This window comes from Serratia proteamaculans, assembly GCF_013337185.1.
Lineage (GTDB): Bacteria > Pseudomonadota > Gammaproteobacteria > Enterobacterales > Enterobacteriaceae > Serratia > Serratia proteamaculans_D.
Genome location: NZ_SWDE01000003.1, coordinates 114,671 through 140,755, shown reverse-complemented (window position 1 = coordinate 140,755; position 26,085 = coordinate 114,671). Strand labels below are relative to the sequence as shown.

Annotated in this window: 26 protein-coding genes; 8 read left to right on the top strand and 18 right to left on the bottom strand. The window is 55.6% G+C overall.

All coding sequences use genetic code 11. The annotated features are described in order from the left end of the window. Positions 1 to 9: 9 nt before the first annotated feature. Positions 10 to 792 carry a phosphonate metabolism protein PhnP gene (phnP, locus tag FCL49_RS14205; RefSeq protein WP_174354075.1) on the top strand — a complete coding sequence of 261 codons (783 nt, stop codon included), beginning with the start codon at positions 10 to 12 and terminating at the stop codon, positions 790 to 792. On the opposite strand, the gene FCL49_RS14200 is transcribed toward phnP, so the two are convergent. Together FCL49_RS14200 and FCL49_RS14195 are read right to left on the bottom strand one after the other, a co-directional pair. Then, the gene (locus FCL49_RS14200) at positions 743 to 1,381 is read right to left on the bottom strand and encodes an NAD(P)H-binding protein (RefSeq protein WP_174354074.1); all 639 of its coding nucleotides are present in this window, start codon (positions 1,379 to 1,381) and stop codon (positions 743 to 745) included. The two genes, phnP and FCL49_RS14200, sit on opposite strands and share 50 nt — an antisense overlap. 46 nt (positions 1,382 to 1,427) lie before the next feature. Continuing rightward, positions 1,428 to 1,862, bottom strand: coding sequence for a YhbP family protein (locus FCL49_RS14195; RefSeq protein ID WP_174354073.1), 435 nt, complete (start codon positions 1,860 to 1,862; stop codon positions 1,428 to 1,430). A gap of 431 nt (positions 1,863 to 2,293) precedes the next feature. On the opposite strand from FCL49_RS14195, the gene speFL reads away from it, so the two are divergent. The 4 genes from speFL to FCL49_RS14175 all read left to right on the top strand — a co-directional run bounded on the left by speFL (position 2,294) and on the right by FCL49_RS14175 (position 6,619). Continuing rightward, positions 2,294 to 2,398, top strand: a complete 105-nt coding sequence (gene speFL, locus FCL49_RS14190) for a leader peptide SpeFL (RefSeq protein WP_112347931.1) — start codon at positions 2,294 to 2,296, stop codon at positions 2,396 to 2,398. 278 nt (positions 2,399 to 2,676) lie between these two features. Then, entirely contained in the window at positions 2,677 to 4,839 is a 2,163-nt protein-coding gene (speF, locus tag FCL49_RS14185; protein ID WP_174354072.1) for an ornithine decarboxylase SpeF, read from the top strand. A gap of 63 nt (positions 4,840 to 4,902) precedes the next feature. Beyond that, positions 4,903 to 6,219, top strand: coding sequence for a putrescine-ornithine antiporter (gene potE / locus FCL49_RS14180; RefSeq protein WP_174354071.1), 1,317 nt, complete (start codon positions 4,903 to 4,905; stop codon positions 6,217 to 6,219). A 91-nt stretch (positions 6,220 to 6,310) separates the two neighbouring features. Continuing rightward, the gene (locus FCL49_RS14175) at positions 6,311 to 6,619 is read left to right on the top strand and encodes a GIY-YIG nuclease family protein (RefSeq protein WP_174354070.1); all 309 of its coding nucleotides are present in this window, start codon (positions 6,311 to 6,313) and stop codon (positions 6,617 to 6,619) included. On the opposite strand, the gene FCL49_RS14170 is transcribed toward FCL49_RS14175, so the two are convergent. Together FCL49_RS14170 and ubiT are read right to left on the bottom strand one after the other, a co-directional pair. Beyond that, positions 6,606 to 7,109: a GNAT family N-acetyltransferase gene (locus tag FCL49_RS14170; protein WP_174354069.1), complete on the bottom strand. Its 504-nt coding sequence runs from the start codon at positions 7,107 to 7,109 to the stop codon at positions 6,606 to 6,608. The two genes, FCL49_RS14175 and FCL49_RS14170, sit on opposite strands and share 14 nt — an antisense overlap. Further along, a complete protein-coding gene (gene ubiT / locus FCL49_RS14165; RefSeq protein WP_135314875.1) occupies positions 7,103 to 7,624 on the bottom strand; it encodes a ubiquinone anaerobic biosynthesis accessory factor UbiT in 522 nt (173 codons plus the stop codon). Before ubiT ends, FCL49_RS14170 begins: the two co-directional genes overlap by 7 nt. Before the next feature lie 222 nt (positions 7,625 to 7,846). Here ubiT and ubiU point away from each other — a divergent pair, with 222 nt between their 5' ends. Together ubiU and FCL49_RS14155 are read left to right on the top strand one after the other, a co-directional pair. Beyond that, positions 7,847 to 8,842, top strand: a complete 996-nt coding sequence (ubiU, locus tag FCL49_RS14160; protein ID WP_174354068.1) for a ubiquinone anaerobic biosynthesis protein UbiU — start codon at positions 7,847 to 7,849, stop codon at positions 8,840 to 8,842. A gap of 11 nt (positions 8,843 to 8,853) precedes the next feature. Beyond that, positions 8,854 to 9,732, top strand: a complete 879-nt coding sequence (locus FCL49_RS14155; RefSeq protein ID WP_174354067.1) for a U32 family peptidase — start codon at positions 8,854 to 8,856, stop codon at positions 9,730 to 9,732. 86 nt (positions 9,733 to 9,818) lie between these two features. Here the strand turns inward: FCL49_RS14155 and FCL49_RS14150 are convergent, their stop codons facing one another. The 4 genes from FCL49_RS14150 to FCL49_RS14135 all read right to left on the bottom strand — a co-directional run bounded on the left by FCL49_RS14150 (position 9,819) and on the right by FCL49_RS14135 (position 14,285). Next, the gene (locus FCL49_RS14150; protein ID WP_174354066.1) at positions 9,819 to 10,940 is read right to left on the bottom strand and encodes a ribosomal protein uL16 3-hydroxylase; all 1,122 of its coding nucleotides are present in this window, start codon (positions 10,938 to 10,940) and stop codon (positions 9,819 to 9,821) included. Between the two features lie 101 nt (positions 10,941 to 11,041). Then, positions 11,042 to 12,181 (bottom strand): ABC transporter permease, encoded by a 1,140-nt coding sequence (locus FCL49_RS14145; protein ID WP_174354065.1) that lies wholly within the window; start codon positions 12,179 to 12,181, stop codon positions 11,042 to 11,044. Further along, positions 12,178 to 13,332: an ABC transporter permease gene (locus FCL49_RS14140; protein WP_174354064.1), complete on the bottom strand. Its 1,155-nt coding sequence runs from the start codon at positions 13,330 to 13,332 to the stop codon at positions 12,178 to 12,180. The genes FCL49_RS14145 and FCL49_RS14140 overlap by 4 nt, the downstream gene beginning before the upstream one ends. Further along, positions 13,314 to 14,285: an HlyD family secretion protein gene (locus tag FCL49_RS14135; protein ID WP_135314869.1), complete on the bottom strand. Its 972-nt coding sequence runs from the start codon at positions 14,283 to 14,285 to the stop codon at positions 13,314 to 13,316. The genes FCL49_RS14140 and FCL49_RS14135 overlap by 19 nt, the downstream gene beginning before the upstream one ends. A 225-nt stretch (positions 14,286 to 14,510) precedes the next feature. On the opposite strand from FCL49_RS14135, the gene FCL49_RS14130 reads away from it, so the two are divergent. Then, positions 14,511 to 15,524, top strand: a complete 1,014-nt coding sequence (locus FCL49_RS14130; RefSeq protein ID WP_174354063.1) for a luciferase-like monooxygenase — start codon at positions 14,511 to 14,513, stop codon at positions 15,522 to 15,524. A gap of 44 nt (positions 15,525 to 15,568) precedes the next feature. Here FCL49_RS14130 and FCL49_RS14125 read toward each other — a convergent pair whose 3' ends face one another. The 10 genes from FCL49_RS14125 to rbfA form a co-directional block, all read right to left on the bottom strand. After that, entirely contained in the window at positions 15,569 to 17,008 is a 1,440-nt protein-coding gene (locus tag FCL49_RS14125) for an MFS transporter (protein WP_174354062.1), read from the bottom strand. 153 nt (positions 17,009 to 17,161) lie between these two features. After that, positions 17,162 to 17,401, bottom strand: coding sequence for a sulfurtransferase-like selenium metabolism protein YedF (gene yedF / locus FCL49_RS14120; protein WP_012004955.1), 240 nt, complete (start codon positions 17,399 to 17,401; stop codon positions 17,162 to 17,164). After that, the gene (yedE, locus tag FCL49_RS14115; protein ID WP_174354061.1) at positions 17,398 to 18,612 is read right to left on the bottom strand and encodes a selenium metabolism membrane protein YedE/FdhT; all 1,215 of its coding nucleotides are present in this window, start codon (positions 18,610 to 18,612) and stop codon (positions 17,398 to 17,400) included. Before yedE ends, yedF begins: the two co-directional genes overlap by 4 nt. A 146-nt stretch (positions 18,613 to 18,758) precedes the next feature. Further along, positions 18,759 to 20,720, bottom strand: coding sequence for a DEAD/DEAH family ATP-dependent RNA helicase (locus FCL49_RS14110; RefSeq protein ID WP_174354060.1), 1,962 nt, complete (start codon positions 20,718 to 20,720; stop codon positions 18,759 to 18,761). Then, complete coding sequence (gene yrbN, locus FCL49_RS24810; RefSeq protein WP_223499600.1) at positions 20,710 to 20,784, bottom strand: protein YrbN; 75 nt, start codon at positions 20,782 to 20,784, stop codon at positions 20,710 to 20,712. The genes FCL49_RS14110 and yrbN overlap by 11 nt, the downstream gene beginning before the upstream one ends. A gap of 122 nt (positions 20,785 to 20,906) precedes the next feature. Beyond that, the gene (nlpI, locus tag FCL49_RS14100; RefSeq protein WP_012004952.1) at positions 20,907 to 21,791 is read right to left on the bottom strand and encodes a lipoprotein NlpI; all 885 of its coding nucleotides are present in this window, start codon (positions 21,789 to 21,791) and stop codon (positions 20,907 to 20,909) included. A gap of 128 nt (positions 21,792 to 21,919) precedes the next feature. After that, positions 21,920 to 24,037, bottom strand: coding sequence for a polyribonucleotide nucleotidyltransferase (pnp, locus tag FCL49_RS14095; RefSeq protein ID WP_012004951.1), 2,118 nt, complete (start codon positions 24,035 to 24,037; stop codon positions 21,920 to 21,922). 255 nt (positions 24,038 to 24,292) lie between these two features. Further along, positions 24,293 to 24,562 (bottom strand): 30S ribosomal protein S15, encoded by a 270-nt coding sequence (gene rpsO / locus FCL49_RS14090; RefSeq protein WP_012004950.1) that lies wholly within the window; start codon positions 24,560 to 24,562, stop codon positions 24,293 to 24,295. A gap of 123 nt (positions 24,563 to 24,685) precedes the next feature. Beyond that, the gene (gene truB, locus FCL49_RS14085; protein WP_174354059.1) at positions 24,686 to 25,630 is read right to left on the bottom strand and encodes a tRNA pseudouridine(55) synthase TruB; all 945 of its coding nucleotides are present in this window, start codon (positions 25,628 to 25,630) and stop codon (positions 24,686 to 24,688) included. Beyond that, the gene (gene rbfA / locus FCL49_RS14080) at positions 25,630 to 26,040 is read right to left on the bottom strand and encodes a 30S ribosome-binding factor RbfA (protein WP_085119479.1); all 411 of its coding nucleotides are present in this window, start codon (positions 26,038 to 26,040) and stop codon (positions 25,630 to 25,632) included. Before rbfA ends, truB begins: the two co-directional genes overlap by 1 nt. Positions 26,041 to 26,085: the final 45 nt, after the last annotated feature.

Here is a 26,085-nt window from a genome sequence, read left to right as displayed (position 1 = left end):
AGTGACGAGATGCAACTGACGTTTCTCGGTACCGGCGGTGCCCAGCAGGTCCCAGTGTTCGGCTGTGATTGTCTGGTCTGTCAGCGGGCGCGGCGCGAGCCGGCATTCCGGCGCAGACCTTGCAGTGCAATGCTTAAATTTCAGGGGGAAACGACCTTGCTGGATGCGGGATTGCCGTCGTTGGAACGGCGTTTTTCGGCGGGGGAAATTCAACGTTTTTTACTGACACATTACCACATGGATCACGTGCAGGGGTTATTTCCTTTGCGCTGGGGCTGCGGAAATTTCATTCCAGTGTATGGCCCGGCCGATGAACAGGGCTGTGACGACTTGTTCAAACACCCGGGTATTCTGGCGTTTCAGCCGCCGTTAAAACCCTTTGAAACGGTTGAACTGGGCGGGCTGTGCATCACCCCGCTACCGCTGCAACATTCGAAACTCACTTTGGGTTACCTGATCCAGGCCGCAGGGAAATCGCTGGCCTATCTGACCGATACCGTCGGTTTACCGCCGGATACCGAGGCTTTTCTGCGTGCAGTAACACTGGATTTAATGGTGCTCGACTGCAGTTTGCCACCCCAGCCACAGGCACCGCGTAATCACAACGATCTGACCCGCGCACGGGAAACCCAACAACGCTTGCAACCCGGCCGCACCCTGCTGACGCACATCAGCCATCATCTCGATCTGTGGCTGATGGACAACGAACTGCCACCGGGTCTGGAGCTGGCGTTCGATAATCTCAGTGTGCACTGTGGTAACAATGCAGCCGATCGGATTCCAGCACCTTAACGCCGTTACCGGGGCTGAACGCCTGCTCCAGCAGGGTCTGCGCCACATCTTTGGCGGCGACACCCCGCCATTTTCCGGGCAGCATCTTGAACAAGGGGGCGCTCAGGCGCTCCAGCAAACGTGGTGAAGCCCGTTCGCCCAGCAGCATCGATGGCCGTACCAGCGTCAGGCGTGGCCAGTTCTGCTCACGCAGCGCCTGTTCCATTTCACCCTTGGTCCGGTTGTAAAGGAAGGTCGAGCGCGTGCTGGCGCCCAGCGCACTGACCACCAGACAGTGCTGCGCCCCCAGGCGCCGACCGGTCAACGCACTTTCCACTACCAGGGTGTAATCGACGTAGTGAAAATTGGCGTCGCTGCCCGCCTCACGCCGCGTGGTCCCCAGACAACAGAACAGGATATCGACCGGCTGCTCCTGCTTTGTCAGCAGCGCGAACAGGTCATCACCCACCGGGTTATCCAATTTTTCATGCGCCGGCAGCGGCTTACGCGTTGGCGCCACGATCGCCGTGACCTGCGGTTCGGCCTGCAACAGGCGCAACAGTTCACGCCCTACCAATCCGGTAGCCCCTACCATAAATACCCGTGCCATATACCCTCCCGCCGATTGATCTGTCTGAAAAGTATAGTTTATTGCGTCAGGTCCGCGTCCAATGCAGTTTCTTGCCGAAGCCGAGGGTGTTGTCGGTCATTTTCACTTCTTGCAGACTCAGTTGCCAAACCGGCGCTTTCATCACTTTGGCTACCGGGAAACGCTTGCAGTAGCGCGCCCGTGCCAGCCGCTCTTCATCACCGCTCAGCATCACCGCTTCGGCGCGATACTGCACGCCGCGGATCAACGCGATGGTCTTCGGTTTTGGCGCTATGGTCCCGACCACGCGGCTATTTTGCAGCATCAACTCGCCGTGGCGGGTATGGGTTTCGGTCATTAGCCACAGCGACATGCGTTCGGCATCAAAGACGTAAAAACAGTTGGCACACCACATGTCCATGCCGTTGCCGGCGCACAGTGTCAGCACATGTTGTTTACTGAGGAAATGTGCAATTTGTTGCTGCTCTTCAGTCGTGTTCAACGTCGATTCTCCTTGCCTTTGCTCGCGTCATCTTACATGCGTTGTTGAGGGCGGTCACAAATAACGATAATGCCACCACCTCACCAATATGATTAATCAATTAAATATAGTGAATTTATATTCAAATCACGAATGAGTAGCCTTATAACATATAAAAAACAAATTATCTTTATCTGGGCATTATGCGGACAGTTTAAATGCTTTTTTTTGTTGTCAGTCCAACACAGAAAAAATTCAGCGTTAAATTCGATGGTTTTTTATCAAAGTATTTACATATCGAAAAAGCACCATTATTCATTTTTATGCACATCACTGCATAACAAGTGAATAATTATTTATCAATAACCCACATTACGTGACTGGCATCACATATTTAACGCTGAAGCACGTTAAAATAACGCCATCTTTTCACTCCATAAGGTGGATTAGAAATGGAAAACAACAATCGAAAAATGGCGCATATAAGACGCACAACCCATATTATGATGATGGCTCATCGTAGCTGCTTTAGCTTTGCCTTCTTTAACTGCAGATAACCCTCACCTCTCTCGTTGTTGCTCAAAACAGCCTATCACTATTACGTCTGAACTATTTTTCCTGATATATCAGGACGGATTTCTATTTTATTTTCCCGTGAAATAGCAGAAGTAAATTCCTGTTTATAGTACACACGACATAAAACAAAAAATCCGAATGAACTCAGGCCTGCTGTTAAGCATGGTTGCGTTCTTCTCACGCCTTTATTTTAGTGAGGGCATTAGCGGCAGGGTGTTTAACCTGCCGACAGGATGCCTTTGCCTGAAGAATTATTAAAATGAATAAATTAAAAATTGCCGCTAATAGCAAAACATTAAGCTGCTTTGAAACCACTCGCGAAGTTGTCGATGTACATCAGAGCGATTTTAATGATATTGCCGCCATCGTATTGTCGGTGGAGGACGTCACGCAAGGCATGGTGGCCCACCTCGAAGAGATCGGCCTAAATATCCCGTTGTTTGTCGCAGTTTGCTGCGAAGAAGAGCTGGATAACGCCATACTGCCTGCCCTGCATGGCGTATTTGAACTCTGTGGCAAGAACACCCAGTTCTATGGCAAGCAGCTGGAAGCGGCGGCAGTAAAATATGAAAGCGAACTGCTGCCACCTTTCTTTAATACGCTGACCCAGTATGTCGAAATGGGTAACGCCACCTTTGCTTGCCCCGGGCATCAGGGGGGCGAATTTTTCCGTAAGCATCCGGCCGGGCGTCAGTTCTTTGACTTCTTTGGCGAGACCCTGTTCCGTTCCGATATGTGCAACGCGGACGTCAAACTGGGTGATTTATTGATCCATGAAGGCGCACCCTGCGCGGCGCAGCAGCATGCCGCCAAAGTGTTTAACGCCGATAAAACCTATTTCGTTCTCAACGGCACCTCCGCATCGAACAAGGTAGCAACCAACGCCCTGCTGACGCGCGGTGACCTGGTGCTGTTCGACCGCAATAACCATAAATCCAATCACCATGGCGCTCTGATCCAGGCGGGGGCGACACCGGTGTATCTGGAAACCGCCCGCAACCCGTTTGGCTTTATCGGCGGCATTGACGCGCACTGCTTTGAAGAACGCTACTTACGCCAGCAGATCCGCGAAGTCGCGCCGGACCGCGCCAATGAAGCCAGACCTTTCCGCCTGGCGATCATTCAGTTGGGCACCTATGACGGCACCATTTATAACGCCCGGCAGGTGGTCGATAAAATTGGCCATCTGTGTGATTACATCCTGTTCGACTCGGCCTGGGTCGGCTATGAGCAATTCATCCCAATGATGAAAGACTGCTCTCCGTTACTGCTTGAGCTCAATGAAAACGACCCTGGGATCATTGTGACCCAGTCCGTCCACAAGCAACAAGCCGGCTTCTCGCAGACCTCGCAAATCCATAAGAAAGACAAACATATCAAGGGCCAGGATCGTTACTGCAACCATAAACGCTTTAACAATGCCTTTATGTTGCATGCTTCCACCAGCCCGTTTTACCCGCTGTTCGCCGCACTGGACGTTAACGCCAAAATGCATGAGGGCAAAAGCGGCCGACGCCTGTGGAAAGAATGCGTTCGCGTGGGTATTGAAGCGCGCAAGATGCTGCTGGAAACCTGCAGCTTAATCAAACCTTTTGTGCCGGACCAAATCGAGGGCAAAGCCTGGCAGTCCTTTGACACCGAAACCATGGCCAACGATTTACGCTTCTTCAACTTCGTTCCCGGTGAGAAATGGCATGCCTTTGAAGGCTATGCGGAATCACAGTATTTTGTCGACCCTTGCAAACTGTTGCTCACCACGCCGGGCATTGATACGGCCAGCGGTAACTACAGCGATTTCGGTATTCCGGCGACCATTCTGGCCAACTATCTGCGCGAAAACGGCATAGTGCCGGAGAAATGCGACCTCAATTCGATCCTGTTCCTGCTGACGCCGGCCGAAGACATCGCCAAAATGCAGCATTTGGTGGCGCTGATTGCCCGCTTTGAAAAACATATTGAGCAAGATTCTTTAATAAGCGAAGTCTTGCCTGCGGTTTATAAAAACAATCAGCAGCGCTATGAAAATTATACCCTGCGCCAACTCTGCCAGGAAATGCACGACCTTTATGTCAGCTACGACGTTAAAGAACTGCAGAAAGAAATGTTCAGGAAGAGTTATTTCCCTCGTGTGGCAATGAATCCACAAGATGCCAACACCGAATTTGTACGCGGTAATGTGGAATTGGTCTCCCTGGCGAAATCCGAAGGCAGAATTGCCGCCGAAGGTGCCTTGCCTTATCCCCCAGGCGTATTGTGCGTCGTCCCAGGGGAAATTTGGGGCGGTGCTGCACAGCGTTATTTCCTGGCATTGGAAGAAGGCATCAATTTATTGCCAGGCTTCGCGCCGGAATTACAAGGTGTGTATATCCAACAGGATGAAGATGGCTGGAACCGTGCTTACGGTTATGTAATGAAAAATTAATCACCTTACAAGGCGGTGAATTTTATTCACCGCCCGGATCGCATTATAAAAGAGAGAATGATCATGAGTAAGTCCAATAATAAAATGGGGGTCGTGCAGCTAACGATCCTGACGGCGGTCAACATGATGGGTTCCGGCATAATTATGCTGCCCACCAAACTGGCCGAAGTGGGTACTATTTCTATCGTTTCCTGGCTGGTGACCGCCGTGGGCTCGATGGCGCTGGCCTATGCCTTCGCCAAATGCGGTATGTTCAGCCGCAAATCCGGCGGTATGGGCGGATATGCCGAATACGCTTTCGGTAAATCGGGCAATTTCATGGCGAACTACACCTATGGCGTGTCGTTGCTGATCGCCAATATCGCCATCGCCATTTCCGCCGTCGGTTACGGTACCGAGCTGTTTGGTGCCAACCTGTCACCACTGGGGATCTGTATCGCCACCATCGGCGTATTATGGCTGGCTACCGTCGCCAACTTCGGCGGGGCACGCCTGACCGGGAAAATCAGCGGCATCACCGTCTGGGGCGTGATCATCCCGGTGGTGGGGATCTCAATCATTGGCTGGCACTGGTTCAGCGGCAGCGCCTATATTGCCGCCTGGAACCCGCACTCGGTGCCGACCTTTGAAGCCGTTGGCGCTTCTATCTCCATGACACTGTGGGCATTCCTGGGCCTGGAGTCCGCCTGCGCCAACACCGACGTGGTGGAAAACCCGGAACGGAACGTGCCGATCGCCGTATTGGGCGGTACCCTCAGCGCGGCAGTCATCTATATCGTTTCAACCAACGTCATCGCCGGTATCGTGCCGAATATGGATCTGGCCAACTCAACCGCGCCATTTGGGCTGGCGTTTTCCCACATGTTCAACCCAACGGTCGGCAAGATCATCATGGCCCTGATGATTATGTCCTGCGTCGGCTCACTGCTGGGCTGGCAGTTCACTATCGCCCAGGTGTTCAAATCCTCTGCCGACAGCGGTTTCTTCCCGAAAATTTTCTCCAAACTCAGCAAGGCCGATGCACCGGTTAAAGGCATGCTGACCATCGTGGTGATCCAGAGCGTGCTGTCTCTGATGACCATCAGCCCGTCGCTGAATAAACAGTTCAACGTGCTGGTGAATCTGGCGGTGGTGACCAATATCATCCCTTACATTCTGTCGATGGCGGCGCTGATCATTATTCAGAAAGTGGCGAAAGTACCGGAGAAAAAAGCGCGAATTGCCAACATCATTGCCGGCATTGGCGCACTGTACAGCTTCTATGCCCTCTACAGTTCCGGTGAAGAAGCGATGATGTGGGGCGCTATCGCCACCTTCCTCGGCTGGACGCTGTACGGTATGGTTTCACCGCGTTTTGAAATGGCGGGGAAAAAAGGCTAACGGTGATAAGCCATAGGCGGTCAGGGATGGGATTACGACGGGGAACATGCCATCATATTCCATCCCTGGCCACCAACGTTGCTGCATATTCATGACGGAAATACCCTCAACCTGGCACCTGTATATGCTGCGCATGCCCAGCGGCATGTTGTATACCGGGATTACTACCGACGTGGCGCGGCGGCTGGCGCAGCATCAGGCGGGCAAAGGGGCCAAGGCGCTACGGGGGAAAGGTCAACTGGTGCTGGCTTTTCACTGTCAGGCGGGGGATCGCTCAAAAGCATTGAGGCTGGAATATCGGGTCAAGCAACTGAGCAAAACGCAAAAAGAGAGGCTGGTGAGTCACCCGCCTCTTTCGTTGGATTATTTACTGCCGGAGGTTGAGGTTAAAGCCGGTTAAACGGCTCGGAGTATTCCACCGCCCCGCTAACGTCGACCAATGCATCTTCCGCCAGTGGGTAAACCTGGAACGCGGCCTCGGTATCTGGCCAGCGGCACTGCAAACCATAGGCTGCGGCCGGTTTAAAGCCAAAGCGCCCGTAGTAAGCCGGTTCACCCAGCACCACTACCGCGGCATAGCTGAACTCGTTCAACGCATCCAGCCCTTCGTATATCAGCTTTTCGCCCAGCCCCTGGCGACGCAGACTTTCGTCCACCGCCAGCGGTGCCAGACCGACCCATTGGCGATCCTCACCGGCCACGTCCACCGGACTGAACGCGGCATAACCCACCACGCCGCCTTCGTCGTCGGTGGCGACAATGCCCAACGTCAGCAGGCCGTCTTCGCGCAGTTGTTGCACCAGATCGGCTTCATCATCTCGCCCAAAGGCGCGACGCAGCAGGGCATCTATACCCGCCGCATCTACCGGAATTTCCACGCGGATTAACATGTTGCCGGCACACGGGAAGTTTGCACCGTGCCCTCCTGCAGTCCTGCTTCCACAAATTCGGCCAGTTGCAGCAGGCCAATGCGCAACGGCGCAGGCATGGCTTCCAGCTCGATGGCGTCCATCAGATTTTTTACATACAGGCCCAATTCGGTGTCCCCTTCAATCTGCAGCCGACGCTGAAAGAACAGCGTATCGGGATCTTGCTTACGCGCTGCGATCAGAATCAGATCGTTGGCGTCGCCGCTGAAGCTGACATCAGCTTCGGCGTGTTGGCTGACAACCAGTTTGTCGTTTTCTACCGTCATAAACCAGTGTAGCGCCAGATCGCGAACTTCGATCTTCAACCAGCGCGATTCGAGAAATTCCAGATCGCCATCTGCCAGCGCCTGACGAAATTGCCAGCCCAGTACCTGTTCCAGAAGCTGACGCTGCAAGGCAAACGGCGTGAATTTTAGCGGTACACGCAGCAACGACGGCCCCTGGCGCACAATGCGCGCTCTTAATTGTTCCAACACTGTCGTTCACTCCTTTCAACACAGATACGCTATTTTGCCACAGCGATGCACGGCTGCCGCGCTCTATATCAACAAATAGTGTATTTCACCGCCAGCTTTATCAATACGCCAGAAGCTGCCTCAAATCAAAACCTGTTAAGCAGGCTTTCACTAAAATTGCCTCCCGATTAGCGTTTGCCGGTTGAAAGGGTCACCGGCAACCCTTGGAGTCAGGATAAATCTATGGAGCTGCTTTGTCCCGCCGGTAATCTGCCGGCCCTGAAGGCTGCGGTGGATAACGGTGCCGACGCCGTGTATATCGGCCTGAAAGATGATACCAACGCCCGCCACTTTGCCGGCCTCAACTTTACCGAGAAAAAGCTGCAGGAAGCGGTCGAGTATGTGCATCGCCATAACCGCAAACTGCATATCGCCATCAATACCTTCGCCCACCCGGACGGCTATGTCCGCTGGCAGCGCGCGGTAGATATGGCGGCACAACTGGGGGCTGACGTGCTGATCCTGGCTGATTTGGCGATGCTGGAATACGCCGCCGAACGTTACCCGCAGTTGGAGCGCCACGTCTCGGTGCAGGCATCTGCCACCAACGAAGAAGCGATCCGCTTCTACCAACGCCATTTCGACGTCAGCCGGGTAGTGCTGCCGCGCGTGCTGTCGATGCACCAGGTCAAGCAGCTGGCTCGTACCAGCCCGGTGCCGCTGGAGGTCTTCGCCTTCGGCAGCCTGTGCATCATGGCCGAGGGGCGCTGCTACCTCTCCTCTTATCTGACCGGCGAGTCCCCCAACACCGTCGGGGCCTGCTCACCGGCACGCTACGTGCGCTGGCAGCAAACGGCGCAGGGCATGGAGTCGCGCCTGAATGGCGTGCTGATCGACCGTTATCGCGACGATGAGAATGCCGGCTACCCCACGCTGTGCAAGGGCCGCTATCTGGTCGATGACGTGCGCTACCACGCGCTGGAGGAACCCACCAGCCTCAATACGCTGGAGCTGCTGCCGGAACTGCTGGCTGCCAATATCGCTTCGGTGAAGATTGAAGGTCGCCAACGCAGCCCGGCCTACGTGAGTCAGGTGGCCCGCGTCTGGCGCCAGGCCATCGACCGCTGCCAGGCCGACCCGGCCGCCTATCAGGCCGACACCGGCTGGATGGAAGCCCTGGGTGCGGTGTCCGAAGGCACCCAAACCACGCTCGGTGCTTATCACCGTAAATGGCAGTAGCAGGAGGAAACATGAAATACGCATTAGGCCCGGTGCAGTATTATTGGCCGAAAACCGAGGTCGAAGAGTTCTACCGGCAGGCGGTAAGCAGCAGCGCGGAGATTATTTACCTCGGTGAGAGCGTCTGCACCAAGCGGCGCGAGATGAAGGTCGGCGACTGGCTGGCGCTGGCGCAAGAGATTGCCCGCAGCGGCAAACAGGTGGCTCTCTCCACTCTGGCACTGCTGCAGGCACCGTCCGAACTGAACGAACTGAAGCGCTATGTGGAAAACGGGGAATTCCTGATTGAAGCCAACGATCTGGGTACCGTGAACATGGCGGCCGAGCGCCGCCTGCCGTTTGTTGCCGGTCATGCGCTGAACTGCTACAACGCCTACACCCTGCGCCTGCTGCATCGCCAGGGTATGACGCGCTGGTGCATGCCGGTCGAGCTGTCCCGCGACTGGCTGGCCAAACTGCTGGAACAGTGCGACGAACTGGGTTTCCGCCAGCAGTTTGAGGTGGAAGTGTTGAGCTACGGTCACCTGCCACTGGCCTATTCGGCACGCTGCTTCACCGCACGTTCGGAAGACCGCGCCAAGGACGAATGCGAAACCTGCTGCATCAAATACCCGCAGGGGCGAGTGATGCGTTCGCAAGAACAGCAGCAGGTATTTGTGCTTAACGGCATTCAGACCATGAGCGGCTACTGCTACAACCTGGGCAACGAGTTGACCAGCATGCAGGGGTTGGTGGACATTGTGCGTCTTTCGCCACAGGGCACCGAGACGCTGGCGCTGGTCGAGCGCTTCCGCGCCAATGAGCAAGGTACTCAACCGTTAACGCTCACCGATCAGGCCGATTGCAACGGTTACTGGCGGCGGGTTGCCGGGCTGGAGTTGGTGCCGTAATCAAACAGCCTGCCACAGGCAGGCAACGGAATATTTGCAGGCCGGGTAAGCGTAACGCTACCCGGCAATTAAGCAGGCAGCGGCAACTACTCTTTGAAGAACCAGTAACCCTGATTCATCAGCTCCGTCAGCTCAGCCACAAACGCCGGGTTTTGCAACGCATCGCCCAGTTCCTGCCGGCCAAGCTCGGTATAACGACACAGCGCATCGGCCGCGCGTGCGTCCACGGTGTCCAGACGCTCGCTGTTGATAAAGAAACTGTCGCCAATGTGCAGCACACGCAAGCCGCTCAAACGGGTCAGGGTTTCACCTTCCATCAGCGCACTCAGCACCTCTTGCGCTTCATAAGGCGGCTCCGCCATGGCGATATCCAGCTCATGACGCGGCGTGGTAGCAAAGCGGCCAAACCACTGCTTAAAGTCTTCCGGCTTGCCGATCATTTCGACCATCATTGCGCGCAGGCGCTCAAGCTCATATTCCTCTACCCGTCCCGGATGTTCACGCAGGGTTAAATCAGGATCGCTGTAGTGCGTGCCACCCAGATCGTTTTCCAGTGCATAGTCGGCAAAGCTGCTGATCAGGTCGCGGTCGTTTGGCCCACGGAAACCCACGGAATAGTTGAGAGCAGTTTCGTGGGTGAAGCCGTCATGCGGGAAACCCGGTGGGATGTACAGGATGTCGCCCGGCTCCAGATCTTCATCAATGATCGGCTCGAACGGATCAACGTGCAGCAGCGCCGGATGCGGGCAGAACTGACGCATCGGTAAGGCATCGCCTACGCGCCAGCGACGGCTGCCCATCCCCTGAATGATAAACACATCGTAGTTGTCGATGTGTGGCCCCACACCGCCGCCCGGCACCGAGAAGGAGATCATCAGGTCATCCAGACGCCAGTCCGGCAAAACGCGAAACGGGCGCACCAACTCGGCTGAGGGCGCATGCCAATGGTTTACCGCCTGCGCCAGCAAGGACCAGCCGGTTTCGCCGAGGTCATCGAAGTGTTCAAACGGACCGTGGCTGGCCTGCCATTGACCCTCTGTCTGGCTGACCAGACGGCTGTCAACTTCCGGCTCCATCGCCAGCCCAGCCAGTTCGTCTGGCGTGATAGGGTCAACAAAGTTCGGGAAGGCATTTTTCAAAACCACAGGTTTTTTCTGCCAGTACTTCTCTAAAAACTCGGGCCAGTTCAGGTTCAGTTGGTAAGCCATATCATCACACCAGTAAGAGGATCCACGGGCGTGATTATGCGAGAGCGCGGGCCTGCACACCTTGTTAAGGGTCAAGGAAATATGGCTTCAGGCCCCCTGAATTAACTTGCCCGTTTGCGGAGCAGGCTACGCAGCGCCACGCTGTTACGCATGAAGCCCACCCCGACACCCAGCAGAGTGTAAATAATCCCCAACACCAGCAGCATCACCACGTCGCCCCAGACTTCATTGAGCGACAAGCCCATTTGGTTCACCCCGGCAATGGCCTTGGTGGCCCAGGTGGAGGGAATACAGTAGGAAATCGCCCGCACCCAGGCCGGCATCGCCTGCAGCGGCCAGATGGTACCGGAGAGGTAGAATATCGGCGTGGTGATAAACGCCAGCGTCAGGTAGATCATTTCAACGCTGCGCAGGCATTCGGTGACCAGCTTGCCCAGCCCCAGTACCGCCAACAGGAACGGAAAGGTCAGCAGCAAAATTTCTGCAATGCCCGCCGTCTGACGATAGCCCAAAACCCACGGCCACAGGACAAACAGCACGATAGACAGGAATAGCCAGATCGGTAGCAACGCCGTCAGCCCGCCCAAGTGGGCCGCCAACGGTGGCTTGCCGCCGGGGATGCTCTTCATGGCAATGCTGACGCGGACGCAGGCAATCAATAACGAGTGCTGCAACAGCATCACCAGCAAGCCGGGGAAGATGATCGCCGCAAAGCTGATGCCCGGGTTGAACACGTCCAGCGTTTGCCCCTGTATTGGCGTCAGGATCACCTGCGCCTGACGTTCGCTGAAACCGCTGCGCAGCAGCAACCCGTTGTTGTACTGGTTCATCAGTTGCTGATAGGCCGCAACCACGTCCTGCTGGATCTGGCCGTTGGCCAGCCGGTTGGTGGCGTCGCCATAGACCGGCACCACGATATTTTGGCCGCTCAGGATCTTCTTCTCCAGATCCACCGGCATGATGATCACCGCGAACAGCTTGCGCCAGCCCAGATCAAGCTTCGCCTGTTCAAGACTGTCGTAAGTCACGATGGAAATCTTCGAGGTAGCATCCAGTTGGCGGATCAATTGGCGGCTGGCGGTGCTGTGGTCCTGATCAATCACGCCGACCGGCAGATCCCACACCGTCCGGTTGGCATAGACCATGCTCATGACGCACAGCGACAGGATCAGCATCAGCCACATCGGCCTCTCCAGCATGCCAAGCAGCACCCGGACAAAGGTTTGCCAGTAGATTTTCATCCTGCGCCCCCTTCCTTCAGCAGCCGCGGCAACAGCCGGTTACGCACCAGGAATGCCGTCACCAACGGGTAGACGGACAGTAACGCGCAAACGCTGAAGATGGCGCTGGCCGGAACCTGCCGCAGGAACACGTCAAACATCGCGTACAGCGCGTGGGTTAACGGCTCAATATTGGAGATAATTCGCGCCGGCAACGGCATCGACAGTTCCGGTACCGCCATACCCGAGAAGGTCAGCGCAATACTGACCAGGATGGCGATCAGGCTGTAGGCGGTGATAATGCTGCTGGTAAAGGTAAACAGCAGCAGGCCGATGCTCTGCGCCGCCATCACGTAAAAGAAGGCTATCATCAGCATAAACAGCGGATTGCCGCTGACGCGGGCGTCAAAAATACCCACCAGCGCGGCAATTTCAACCATCAGCAAGCTGGTGAAACACAGGGTGTATGGCGCCAATTTACCCAGCAGCGCCAGGCTGAATGGCCGGGCCTTCAACAGTGATTTGCTGCGTGCCAACACGTAGATCATGCAGGTCACCACAAACAGTTGCAGCAAATGGATAGTCGCGGCAAATTGCTGGTAATAAATATAACTGCCGCTGGCGTTGAATAAACTGCCGTACGACAGCGTCACGTTCGCCAACGGCGGCAGCGTCTTGCCCATCTCGGCGGCGATAATGCTGCGGTAGCCGGCATTGATTTCGCTCATCAGCCCGCTGAAATCCTGAGTGGAATACAGCCCGGCCCCGTAGAACAACGCGTTGTAATACATCACCACGCTCGGCTGCTTACCCGCCAGCGCATTGGCTTCAAAGTCCGGCGGTACGTACAACAGCGCGTAATCCTGCGCGCTACGCAGACGATACAGCGATTCATTCAGCCCGCCGTCATACAGCTCGACGTGAGCATGAGAGCCGGCATCCAGTCGGCGCGTCAGCGACTTGGACAACGAGCTGTGATCGTTATCCACCACCGACACCGGCAGATCCAGCAAGGTCCCTTCCGAAAAGTTGCTGCTGACCAGGCCAAACAGCATCAGCGGGAAAATCCAGCTCAGCCAGTGTATTACCGGGCTGCGGAAGGCGACGCGGCACTCGTTGTCAAACGCGTGACTGAAGCAGCGCCAACCGGCCCTTACTCTTTCCATAGCCATAAGCTGCTCATCCCTGGACGCAGGCCTTCCACCGGCTGTGACGGATACAGACGCACTTCAAAGGTTTTCAGGTCGAAGTCACCGGTAGCACGAGTGGCGCGTTTGGTGGCGTAATCGCCCAGCGGCGCAATATAGCGTACTTCCGCTTCGATCATTTTGTCCTTCAGCGCCGGTACCCGCATCTGCACCTTATCGCCCTTGCGCACATGAGCCAAAATGTCTTCGCGCAGGTTGAAGACGAAGTAGGCATCCGGTACGCGGATCAGCGTCAGCAGCGGGCTGCCGGCGTTCAACAGTTCCCCGACCTCCGCCGGGATCGGCCCGACTTCACCGGCCACCGGGGCTAAAACCCGCAGGTCGTCAGTCTGAGCCTTCACTTGCAGCAGGTTTTCTTCCGCCGCCCGCAGCGCTGCGGCGTACTGTTGCCGCAGTTCGATACGGTCGCCATTGGTGCCTTCGTCCAGGTTGGCCTTTGCCGCCTGCACCTGTTGGAATGCGGTGTCGCGCGCACGGCGCGAGCTGTCCAGCTCGGACTTCGAAATATAACCTTTGCCGGAAACGCTCAGGTTACGGTTGTAGTCGTTCTGCGCGTTGCGGTATTGCGCCTCGGCCTGCGCCAGGTTGGCGCGCAGATTACGGATGCTTTCTTCACGCGTGCCGTGCAGCGATTGGTCGAGCTGCGCTTTGGCTTCATCGCGCGACGCCTGGGCGGAACGTAGCTGGGCCATCAGCTCCGGGCTATCGAGCTGGATCATCACCTGTTCGGCTTTCACGTCGTCACCACGCTCAACCAGGCGTTCAACCACCCGTCCCTTGGCCTTGGAGGCCACGATCACCTCCGGCGCGTCCACTTCCCCCTGCAATAACAAATCCTGATTATGTGCCCGGAACAAGATCGCCATGGCGATCGCCACCACCATCAACAATAAGGTAAACAACGTCTTTTTCTTCATTCTCTCAGCTCCCTGAGCGATAAGCGGCAGGTGGAATCATCACGTCCATATTTCAATCGGCTCCCAAAAAAACCATTTTTCTCATAAGGATATAGCAAGCACATATATCCTCTTTTATAACCATAAATTGGATTATGCTTTTAACACTAAAAGCACATTTTGCTTTGTAGTTTGCAGAACCCTGCAATCGCCCTTTAAGCGATCAACTCTTTGATGGACGATATCATGACTGAAAAAACTGCGGTGCCGGTTTCGGTACTGGATTTATCCCCCATTCCGCAAGGGGCCAAACCACGCGACGCTTTTCACGCTTCTTTAGATTTAGCACAACATGCCGAAAAATGGGGCTATCAACGCTATTGGTTGGCAGAACATCACAATATGACCGGCATTGGCAGCGCGGCAACCTCGGTTTTGCTGGGTTATCTGGCCGCCGGTACCCAAAGTATCCGCCTTGGCTCCGGTGGTGTGATGCTGCCCAACCATGCGCCGTTGGTGATTGCCGAGCAGTTCGGTACGCTGGAGTCGCTGTACCCTGGGCGTATCGATCTGGGTCTGGGCCGTGCCCCCGGCACTGACCAACGCACCATGATGGCATTGCGTCGTCATCTGTCCGGTGAAGTGGATAACTTCCCGCGCGACGTGCAGGAACTGCAACATTACTTTGGTGAAGTACAACCGGGCCAGCCGGTGCAGGCGGTACCCGGCCAGGGGTTACATGTGCCGATCTGGCTGCTGGGCTCCAGCCTGTACAGCGCCCAGTTGGCGGCCCAGCTTGGCCTGCCGTTTGCCTTCGCCTCTCACTTTGCCCCTGAGATGCTGTTCCAGGCATTTAACCTGTACCGCGACAACTTCAAGCCTTCCGAGCAATGTCAACGTCCGCACGCCATGGTGTGCGTCAACGTGGTGGCCGCCGACAGTGATGCCGATGCACGTTTCCTGTTTACCTCGATGCAGCAGCAGTTTATCAATCTGCGCCGCGGCTCGCCGGGCCCGCTGCCGGCACCGGTGGACAATATCCACGCGCTGTGGAGCGCCGGGGAACAATACGGCGTCGATCAAGCGCTGCGTATGTCGGTCATCGGCAATGAAACTACCGTACGTAATGGGTTGCAGACGCTGCTGAACGAAACCGGTGCGGATGAAATCATGGTTAACGGCCAGATCTTTGACCATCAGGCGCGATTACATTCGTTTGAAATTGTCGCCGCGGTGAAAGGCGATTTGGTGAAAGGTTAATTGAGCCTGTGGGGGAACCCCTTCCCCCACTTTGACTAGCACTCTCAGACCTGCTTTACCGCTTCCCGCCCCTGCTGACGTTCGGCCCGTTGATATATCAGCGTCCGGCCCAACAGCACCAGCATCAGGCAAAACTCTGCCGCCATGGCAACCAGCACTGCGTGCAGGTAATTACCCGGTGCCAAATGCAGCATCTGCACTAACAGCGTCCCCAGCAGGATTGGCCCCAGCCCCAACGCGGTCTGTTGTACCGTGGTTAACATCGCGCTGCCGGAACCGGCATGCTCAGGCGGCACGTCAGACAGCCCAATACGGAAAAAGCTGCTGACGATAAAGGCCTGACCGAAACCGACCAATACCGTCGCCGGGATCAGGTTCCATATCCCCGGGTGCGGCCAAACCAGCTTCAGCGTCAGCATCAGCGCCAACAGGCCGAGCATCTGGATCAGGCAGCCCAGGATTAACGACCGCACTTCACCGAGGTGTTCCACCACTTTGCTGCTCAGCAACGATGAAAGAAAAAAGGCGGCGCCCAGCGCGATAAAGGCATTACCTGACTGGAATGAGCTCAGCCCGGCGCCGGACTGCAATGTCAGCGCCATCACAAACATAAAGCCGCTCCAGCAGGAGAAAAACAGGATGGCCAGCACCAGCCCGAAACGCACGCTCGGCAAACGCAGCAGCGCCGGCGGCAATAGCGGGGATTGATGCCGTTGCTCCTGCCGCTGTTCGACACGCCACAGTAACCAGAGCAAGGGAACGCTGGCCGCCAGCAATAACAGGCACTGCCACGGCCAGTGCAACACCGGCCCCAACGCCAGCGGAAATAACAGGCAGGCGATAGTTAACCCCAGCAACAGCGTGCCGGGCAGATCGAGGCTCACTCGCTTCTCACCGCGGGTATTGGGTACCCAACGATAAGCGCAGGCCAGTACCAGCAAGCAGACCGGGATATTAATCAGAAACACGCTGCGCCAGCCGTAGCCACCAATGTTAAAGGTAATCAACAACCCGCCCAGCACCTGACCCACGATAAATGCCAGCCCGCCGATGGCTCCGTACAACCCCAGCGCCCGGGTGTGATCGCGCCCCTGCAGGCCGACGTGGATGGTGGCCAGAATTTGCGGCACGATTAAAGCTGCACCGACGCCTTGTAGCACCCTGGCAACCAACAACAGCCAGACCGAGTTGGCTAGCCCGCACATCAGCGAGGCTATGCCAAAGATTTGTACTCCCCACAGGAAAACGGTACGCCGCCCCAGGTTATCACCCAGCCGTCCGCCCATCGCCAAACAGACGGCGAACGCCACACCATATACCGCAACGACCAGTTCCAACTGTGTTGGGGTAGCGCCCAACGATTGTGCTATCGAGTCCAGCCCGACGTTAACGATAGAAAAATCGATCGTCGGCAACAATTGGCCAGCCAATAAAATAATCAATCCCGCGCGCCCCAGCCGGACTGCAGGTGGTGGTGTTTTCATTTTTCTCATCCATTGAGTCAGTTCCATTAAGTGCTTAGTATCCGCTTCAATTTCAACGAGAACCAGTGTTTGCTTATCCTGGTATACACACTACCGGTCTTGGTTGCTGGAGGAAGCCACGCAATAAAATAGGGCGACCAAAGTCGCCCCTGGCTAGCGCTGGATCAGGTAGCGGATGGTGGGCCCATCCTGCTGGATATCCAGTACCTTGTAGCCGTGGTTGCGCGCATCAAGCGGGATGTTGTTGATCGACTGCGGGCAATCGCTGATCACCTCGAGGATTTCCCCCGGTTTCAACTGCGGCATTGCCTCCAGCGTCGCCACCGCCGGGTAAGGGCAAGGCTCACCCAGCATATCCAACCGGTAATCCGGCACTATCGCTGTCTGCTTCATGAGACACTCCTTAAATTAACCACCTGCGCGTCGGGCTTGGCGCGGAAAAAGCGTTTTTCCCACCACAGCATGGCGCCAAACGCCACTGCCAGCAGCAGGTAGGTCACCAGCAGGCCACCGATCGGGCCGAAGGTCTCCAGCAGGTTAACCTTGTCGTAGTCAGTCGCCAGCGTCGGGGCCAAATCGTCCCAGTAATAAGCCAGCAGCGTGGCACCAATGATATTGCCCAACCCTACCCACCAGTAATGCACCTGCCCCTCGACCGCGCGGTACATCCAGCCGGTTTCGCAACCGCCGGCCAACACGATGCCGAAACCAAACAGCAGCCCGCCAAGCACCGCATTCGGACCGGCCCACATGATCTTCGGTGCCACACCCAGTTGTACGTAACTGAAAATGCCGATGGCGCTGGCGGCCATGCCGAGAATAATCGCTTTCGCCATATGGGTACGCCCGCTGATCCACAGATCGCGGAACGCTGAAGTGAAACAAATTTGCGCCCGTTCAATCAGCAGGCCAAAACCGATGCCAAACAACATGGCGATACCCAGCTTCGGTGCGTCAAACAGCGTCCATAACGACCAGGCAATTGCCAGACAGAAAACCACCATGCCCATACGGAAGCGACGACGCGCCTGTTCCGGCTTTTGGGTTAGCGGCGCAGCCGCCTTCACCTTCTGTAATTTGATCGGGATGCGGAACATCGGCAACAGAGTAAACTTGGCACCAAAATAAGAGCCGGCGGCGGTCGCCAACGCAAAGAACCAGGCGTGCAGCGAGAACTGCGGAATGCCGGTAAAGAAGGCCGCCAGGTTGCAACCCATCGCCAGACGCGCACCGAAACCGGCAATAATACCGCCCAGCAGCGCCTGCACGATGCGAATGCGATTCTGCGGCTGGCGCAGCTTGATGTTGTTAGCCCACAGCGCGGCGGCGATGCAGCCGGCAAACATGCCGATGATCATCCTGCCGTCGATACGTTGCAGCGGCGTCCCCTCAAGGCCGATAACCTTGAAGTAACCCCACTGCTCAGGGTGCAATCCGAACAGCTGCAATATATGGCCGCCCCAGCGGGTGAATTCACCGGTCACCGCCCAGAAGGCCCCGGTCAAACCGAAATAGTAGGTGGAGAGGATCCCGGCGGCAATCACCGCGGGTAAAGGTGCCCAAAAGCGCACCAGGTATTGAGACTTGAACTGCTGCCAACTCATGGCATCTCCCGTGCGTAGTATCCATAAGAAAAAACCTTATAAATGATACGCCATTTTTCCCCTCTTAATGGCGAATTTCAGGCATAAAAAAACCAGCCCGAAGGCTGGTCTTTAGTCCGATTAACCGCGAACGGCTAAATCAGGCGTTATGCATCACCGAAGCGACGACGTGGTGCAGCCGGAGCGGCGTCATCACGACGTGGTGCGCGCTGGCCGTCACGGTTGAAGTTACCGCCACGACGCTCGCCACCGTTGCCGGCAGGTGCAGCTGCACCGCCTTCACGACGATCACCGAAAGAACGACGACCTGGGTTTGCCCCTTCACGACGTTCGCCGTTGAATGGACGACCACCGCCACGACGCTCACCGTTACCGGCAGGTGCAGGACGCTCACGACGTTCATGCGGCTGTGCATCGCCCAGCAGTTGCATGTTCATCGGCTTGTTCAGGATGCGGGTACGGGTGAAGTGAGACAGGATCTCGCCCGGCATACCTTTTGGCAGCTCAATAGTAGAGTGACCGGCAAACAGCTTGATATTACCAATGTAACGGCTGCTGATGTCGCCTTCGTTAGCGATCGCGCCAACGATATGACGAACTTCAACGCCATCATCACGGCCCACTTCAATGCGGTACAGCTGCATTTCGCCAACGTCACGACGTTCACGACGTGGACGCTCAGCGCCACCGTCACGGCTGTCTGGACGTGCGTCACGACGACGGTCACTACCGCGATCGTCACGGTCGTTGAACTCACGACGCTGACGTGGTTTGAACACTGGATCAGCCGGCAGGATCAGAGGACGTTCGCCCTGTGCCATTTTCAGCAGTGCTGCGGCCAGCGTTTCCATTTCCAGCTCTTCTTCGCCCGGCTGCAGTTTAGCCAGCAGGCCACGGTACATGTCCAGATCGCTGCTTTCCAGCTGTTGCTGTACTTTAGCGGCGAACTTGGCCAGACGACGCTCACCCAGCAGTTCTACATTTGGCAGTTCAACTTCTGGAATGGTCAGCTTCATGGTGCGTTCGATGTTACGCAGCAGGCGACGTTCGCGGTTTTCTACGAACAGCAGCGCACGGCCGGCACGACCAGCACGACCAGTACGGCCGATACGGTGAACGTAAGACTCGGAATCCATAGGGATGTCGTAGTTCACAACCAGGCTGATACGTTCAACGTCCAGGCCACGGGCAGCAACGTCGGTCGCGATCAGGATGTCCAGACGACCATCTTTCAGACGCTCCAGGGTCTGCTCACGCAGGGCCTGGTTCATGTCACCGTTCAGTGCCGCGCTGCTGTAACCGCTGCGCTCCAGCGCTTCAGCCACTTCCAGGGTCGCGTTTTTGGTACGAACGAAGATAATCGCCGCATCAAAATCTTCAGCTTCCAGGAAACGTACCAGGGCTTCGTTTTTACGCATGCCCTGCACAGTCCAGTAGCTCTGGCTGATGTCCGGACGGGTAGTCACGCTCGATTGAATGCGCACTTCCTGCGGATCTTTCATAAAGCGACGGGTAATGCGACGGATAGCTTCCGGCATGGTTGCAGAGAACAGCGCGGTCTGATGTTCAGCCGGGATCTCCGCCATGATGGTTTCTACGTCTTCGATAAAGCCCATGCGCAGCATTTCGTCGGCTTCATCCAATACCAGGCCACTCAGGCTGGAGAGGTTCAGGGTGCCACGCTTCAGGTGGTCCAGCAGACGGCCTGGAGTCCCTACTACGATTTGCGGGCCCTGACGCAGAGCACGCAGCTGCACGTCATAACGTTGGCCGCCGTACAGGGCCACAACGTTAACGCCATGCATGTGTTTGGAGAAATCAGTCATTGCTTCAGCAACCTGAACCGCCAGTTCGCGGGTCGGTGCTAATACCAGGATCTGTGGTGCTTTCAGATCGGCTTTCAGGTTGTGCAACAGTGGCAGCGAGAATGCTGCAGTTTTACCGCTACCGGTCTGCGCCATGCCCAGAACATCACGGCCGTTCAACAGGTGAGGAATACACTCAGCCTGGATCGGTGACGGTTTTTCGTAGCCCAGATCGGTCAGGGCAGAAATGATTGGAGCAGACAGCCCCAGGTCAGCAAAAGAGGTTTCAAGCTCAGTAGTCATGTACACGTGCCTCATTAATAATGGCAGCCAGTCTACATAACTCGTCGAGAAAATTTTCAGTCATTTTCATTGAAAAGTGTGAACCGGCTCAAATTAGATTATAAAACGAACAAAAAAGCCCTCGCCCGTAAAGACGATAACTTTGGCAAAAAACCAATGTATATCAGGCTGATAGTTGTTCGTCAGCTATTGCTGGTCCGATTCCGATAGGTCGTCTTGTTCTTGGCCCAACAGCGCCAATTCCAACAATGCATAGCGGTGCTCAACGAAGTTATGAACGTTGTTAGCAACCGTCAGTTTGAACAGCGCCGAAGCGGTGTCCTTGTCCCCCAGACTCAGGTAGTGTTTACCCAAATAGAAGTCAGTTTCACTGAGATGCTCAGCGAGCGAAGTGTTATCCGTTGCATCTGCCTTGAGCCTTTCCATCAGCGTTTTTTCACTGATGTTGCCCAGGTAGAATTCGACAATATTCCATCCCCATTGCCCTCGGTTCGCTTTGTCATAACGCTGCTGGAGCGCTACGTCAGCCTTCTTGGGATCGATTTCTCTTTCCACAAGATACAGCCACAACGAACGGAAGGGATCGTTTGGGTCGTCTTGATAAAACGCCTGCAGATCATCCTGCGCCAACGGGAAGCGGCCGCCATAATAAAGAGCGATGCCCCGGTTTAAACGCGCGTAATTGTAAGTTGGATCAAGCTCTAGTACAGAATCAAACGCTTCATAGGCAGCATCAAAATTGCCTGCCTGCGTTAAGTAAATGCCCAGGTAGTTGAAAACTTCTGGCATATCAGGACGTATCGCCAGCGCTTGCGAGAAATCATTGCGCGCCAGTGCACGTAGCCCGAGGCTATCATACAGCACACCGCGCTCATATAAAAGCTGCGCACGCTCATCGTCCGTCAGTGCCCGGCTGGCAAGAATTTGTTCCATGCGCGCCAGGATCACTTCCTGCTGCAGAGTTGGCTGCAACGGGATCGCCAAAACTTCGTCTTTACGCCAATCATGGTTGCTGCATCCTGCCAGCATGAGTGCTGTCGCAACGTAACACCAGCGCAAGAAAGGCTTCATTTCCCACTCCCGAAGACAAACATTGGATGAACATCCTTTCATCCGTTTGCTAATACGCAGGCATCCTGCCCGCGCTATATGAACAACTCCCAACCCCATGGCCGGGAGCTGTAAATCTATCTATACAGTTATTCTGCTTCAGGCGCAGGTGAACCTGCTTCTGGTGCGGTCGCTTCTTTGATGCTCAGACGCACACGGCCCTGACGGTCAACTTCCAGTACCTTAACCGGTACTTCCTGACCCATCTGCAGATAGTCGGTCACTTTCTCAACGCGCTTGTCAGCGATTTGAGAGATGTGCACCAGACCTTCTTTACCGCCGCCGATCGCCACGAATGCGCCGAAATCAACGATACGGGTAACTTTACCCTGGTAAATACGGCCCACTTCGATCTCAGCGGTGATCTCTTCGATGCGGCGGATAGCGAATTTCGCTTTCTCACCGTCGGTAGCAGCGATTTTAACTGTACCATCATCTTCGATTTCGATGGTAGTGCCGGTCTCTTCAGTCAGCGCACGGATGACAGAACCGCCTTTACCAATCACATCTTTGATCTTGTCCGGGTTGATACGGATAGTGTGGATACGTGGTGCAAACTGAGAGATATCGCCACGTGGGGTGCTGATAGCCTGTTCCATCACGCCCAGGATGTGCAGACGCGCGCCCTTGGCCTGGTTCAGAGCAACCTGCATGATTTCGCGGGTGATGCCTTCAATTTTAATGTCCATTTGCAGCGCGGTAATACCGTCACGGCTACCGGCTACTTTGAAGTCCATGTCGCCCAGGTGATCTTCGTCACCCAGAATGTCGGACAGAACAACAAAGTTGTCTTGTTCTTTCACCAGGCCCATTGCGATACCGGCAACGGCTGCCTTGATTGGCACACCTGCATCCATCAGTGCCAGAGAAGCACCACAGACGGAAGCCATCGAAGAAGAACCGTTGGATTCGGTGATTTCAGAAACCACACGCACCGTGTACGGGAAATCTTCTGGTTTAGGCATCATAGCCAATACGCCACGTTTCGCCAGGCGACCGTGACCAATTTCACGACGTTTTGGCGAACCCACCATCCCGGTCTCACCAACGGAGTACGGAGGGAAGTTGTAGTGGAACAGGAAGCTATCGGTTTTTTCGCCCATCAGCTCATCCAGGTTCTGCGCGTCACGGGCGGTGCCCAATGTTGCGGTAACCAGTGCCTGAGTCTCACCACGGGTGAACAGTGCGGAACCGTGGGTACGCGGCAGTACGCCGGTGCGCACGTCCAGACCACGGATCATGTCTTTTTCACGGCCGTCGATACGCGGCTCGCCACGCAGCACACGGCTACGAACGACGTTTTTCTCAACGCTACCCAGGATGTCCTGAATTTCAGACACGTCCAGGGTTTCGTCCTGTGCCAGCAGGGTTTCAACAACGCTGCTCTTGATCGCATCAACCTGAGCATAACGCTCTTGTTTTTCGGTGATGTGATAAGCGTCGCCCAGGCGGCCTTCTGCCAGTTCTGCAACGCGCGCGTGCAGCGCTTCGTTGACTGCAGGTGCCTGCCAGTCCCACTTGGCTTTGCCGGCTTCGGCAACCAGGGAATTAATGTTTTCGATAACGATTTGCTGTTGCTCGTGGCCAAAGACCACCGCGCCCAGCATCTGATCTTCGCTCAGAACGTCAGCTTCGGATTCAACCATCAGTACTGCGCCAGCGGTACCGGCAACGACCAGATCCAGGCTGCTTTCTTTCAGCTCGTCGCTGGTTGGGTTCAGCACGTATTGATTGTTGATGTAACCCACGCGCGCAGAACCGATTGGGCCATTGAACGGAATACCGGACAGGCTCAGGGCGGCAGAGGCACCGATCATCGCAACGATGTCCGGGTTAACCTGCGGGTTAAGGGAAACAACGGTCGCGATCACCTGAACTTCGTTCAGGAAGCTGTCCGGGAACAGGGGACGGATCGGACGGTCAATCAGACGAGAGGTCAGGGTTTCACCTTCGCTCGGACGGCCTTCACGACGGAAGAAGCTACCCGGGATACGACCAGCAGCGTAGGTACGCTCCTGATAGTTAACCGTCAGTGGGAAGAAGCTCTGGCCTGGTTTGGCTTTTTTCTGGCCAACTACGGTAACGAATACTGCGGTGTCATCCATGCTCACCATAACGGCGGCAGTGGCCTGACGAGCCATCATACCGGTCTCAATAGTGAGGGTATGCTGGCCATACTGGAATTTGCGAATGATCGGTGTCAGCAAAATTATATCCTTAGATTAGGCGCGCAATCGTATTGACGACTCGACACGCCAGTGACTCGGTTTGCCTTCTCACTACATCCTCGCGACTAATGACAATCCTTATCTCAAGCCTGAGACAAAGCCTCTCATTAGCCGCGCGAACCTCTGTAACGGAAGATCCTGTTTGGAAACATCAGTAATACATTAACCTGATTTGCTTATGCTTCCTAGAAGAAAGGGGCCAAAATAGGCCCCTTTCCACTGAAACTCGCTTGATTAGCGACGCAGACCCAGACGCTCGATCAGGCTGGTGTAACGTGCTACATCTTTACGCTTCAGGTAGTCCAGCAGCTTACGACGCTGAGAAACCATACGCAGCAGACCACGACGGCTGTGGTGATCTTTTTTGTGCTCTGAGAAGTGGCCTTGCAGATGGTTGATCTGCGCAGTCAACAGGGCAACCTGAACTTCGGAAGAACCGCTGTCGTTAGTACCACGACCGAAATCAGCTACGATTTTAGCTTTAGCTTCAACACTTAGAGACATTGTCTTACTCCAGATTATAGATAATAAATACAGGCGCCGATCTCTAATTCAGCAACCCAATGCATAAGCTGCGCCATTCTACCCTTAGCGCAGTGCGATCGCAAGGCAGTGCGTTTTCTACCCTTAGTCGAAATATTCAACTACCAGGCGACGCGGCGCCACACGACCGTCATCGGCAATATCACCGACGCCGATAAATTTACGCTCTTCACCTTCGGTGATACGGACCATGCCCGAGGCCGGTGCACCGGCAACCTGAACCGGTTGCCCTTGCTTAACGTAACCGGCAACCACGGGCAGCAGATTCACTTCCGGGTAGTTCTCCACCGGACTGTCCATCGGCATCAACAACGGATCGAGTAAATCGGCCGGGGCGATTTCCTGCCGATGGGCCTGCTCCAGCAATTCGTTCAACTGCTCCAGCGTGACCATGCGCTCGGTCGGGTAGGTCGCCACCTGCAGACGACGCAGATAAATCACGTGCGCGCCACATCCCAGCAACTCGCCGAGGTCATCAGTGATGGTGCGGATGTAAGTGCCTTTTGAGCAGTGAATTTCCAGCTCCAGTTCATCCCCTTCCCAGCGAATAAACTGCAGTTCGTAAACGGTAATGCTGCGCGCTTCACGCGGCACTTCGATACCCTGGCGAGCATACTCATAGAGTTTCTTGCCCTGGTATTTCAGCGCCGAGTACATCGAAGGCACCTGCTTGATATCGCCACGGAAGCTGTCCAGCGCCGCATCGAGCTGCGCCTGGGTGAAACTCACCGGCCGCTCCTGCACTATCTGGCCGTCGGCATCCGAGGTATCGGTACGCTGGCCCAGTCGGGCAATCACGCGATAGCGTTTGTCGGAATCGAGCAGGAACTGTGAAAACTTGGTCGCCTCACCGAGGCAAATCGGCAGCATGCCGGTCGCCAGCGGGTCGAGCGCGCCGGTGTGGCCCGCACGATTGGCGTTATAGAGGCGCTTTACTTTTTGCAGGGCGTCGTTGGATGACAGGCCCTGCGGTTTGTCCAGCAACAGGACACCGTGGATATCACGGCCGCGGCGACGAGGGCGACTCATTAAGCCTCCTCGTCATCGCCTGATGCGGAACGGCGTTCGGCGTCATTCTTCACTACGTTGGTCACCAGGTTGGACATGCGCATGCCTTCAACCAGGGAGTTATCGTAAGCGAAGGTCAGCTCAGGTACTACGCGCAGGCGCATGGCTTTACCCAGCAGCGTGCGGATGTAGCCGGAAGCGTCTTCCAGAGCTTTAATGCCTTTAGGCACCAGATCTGGATCGGCGTTTTCGGTCAATACGTTCAGGAAGGTGACGTAAACTTTGGCATAGGCCAAATCACGAGAAACTTCTACACCAGAAACGGTAGCCATGCCGACACGCGGATCTTTGACTTCACGCTGCAGAATGATAGCAATCTCTTTTTGCATCTCTTGTGCCACGCGCTGACCGCGGCTGAATTCTTTTGCCATTTTGTGGATTCTCCAGACAAATCGGGGGGCACAAGGCCCCCCAGA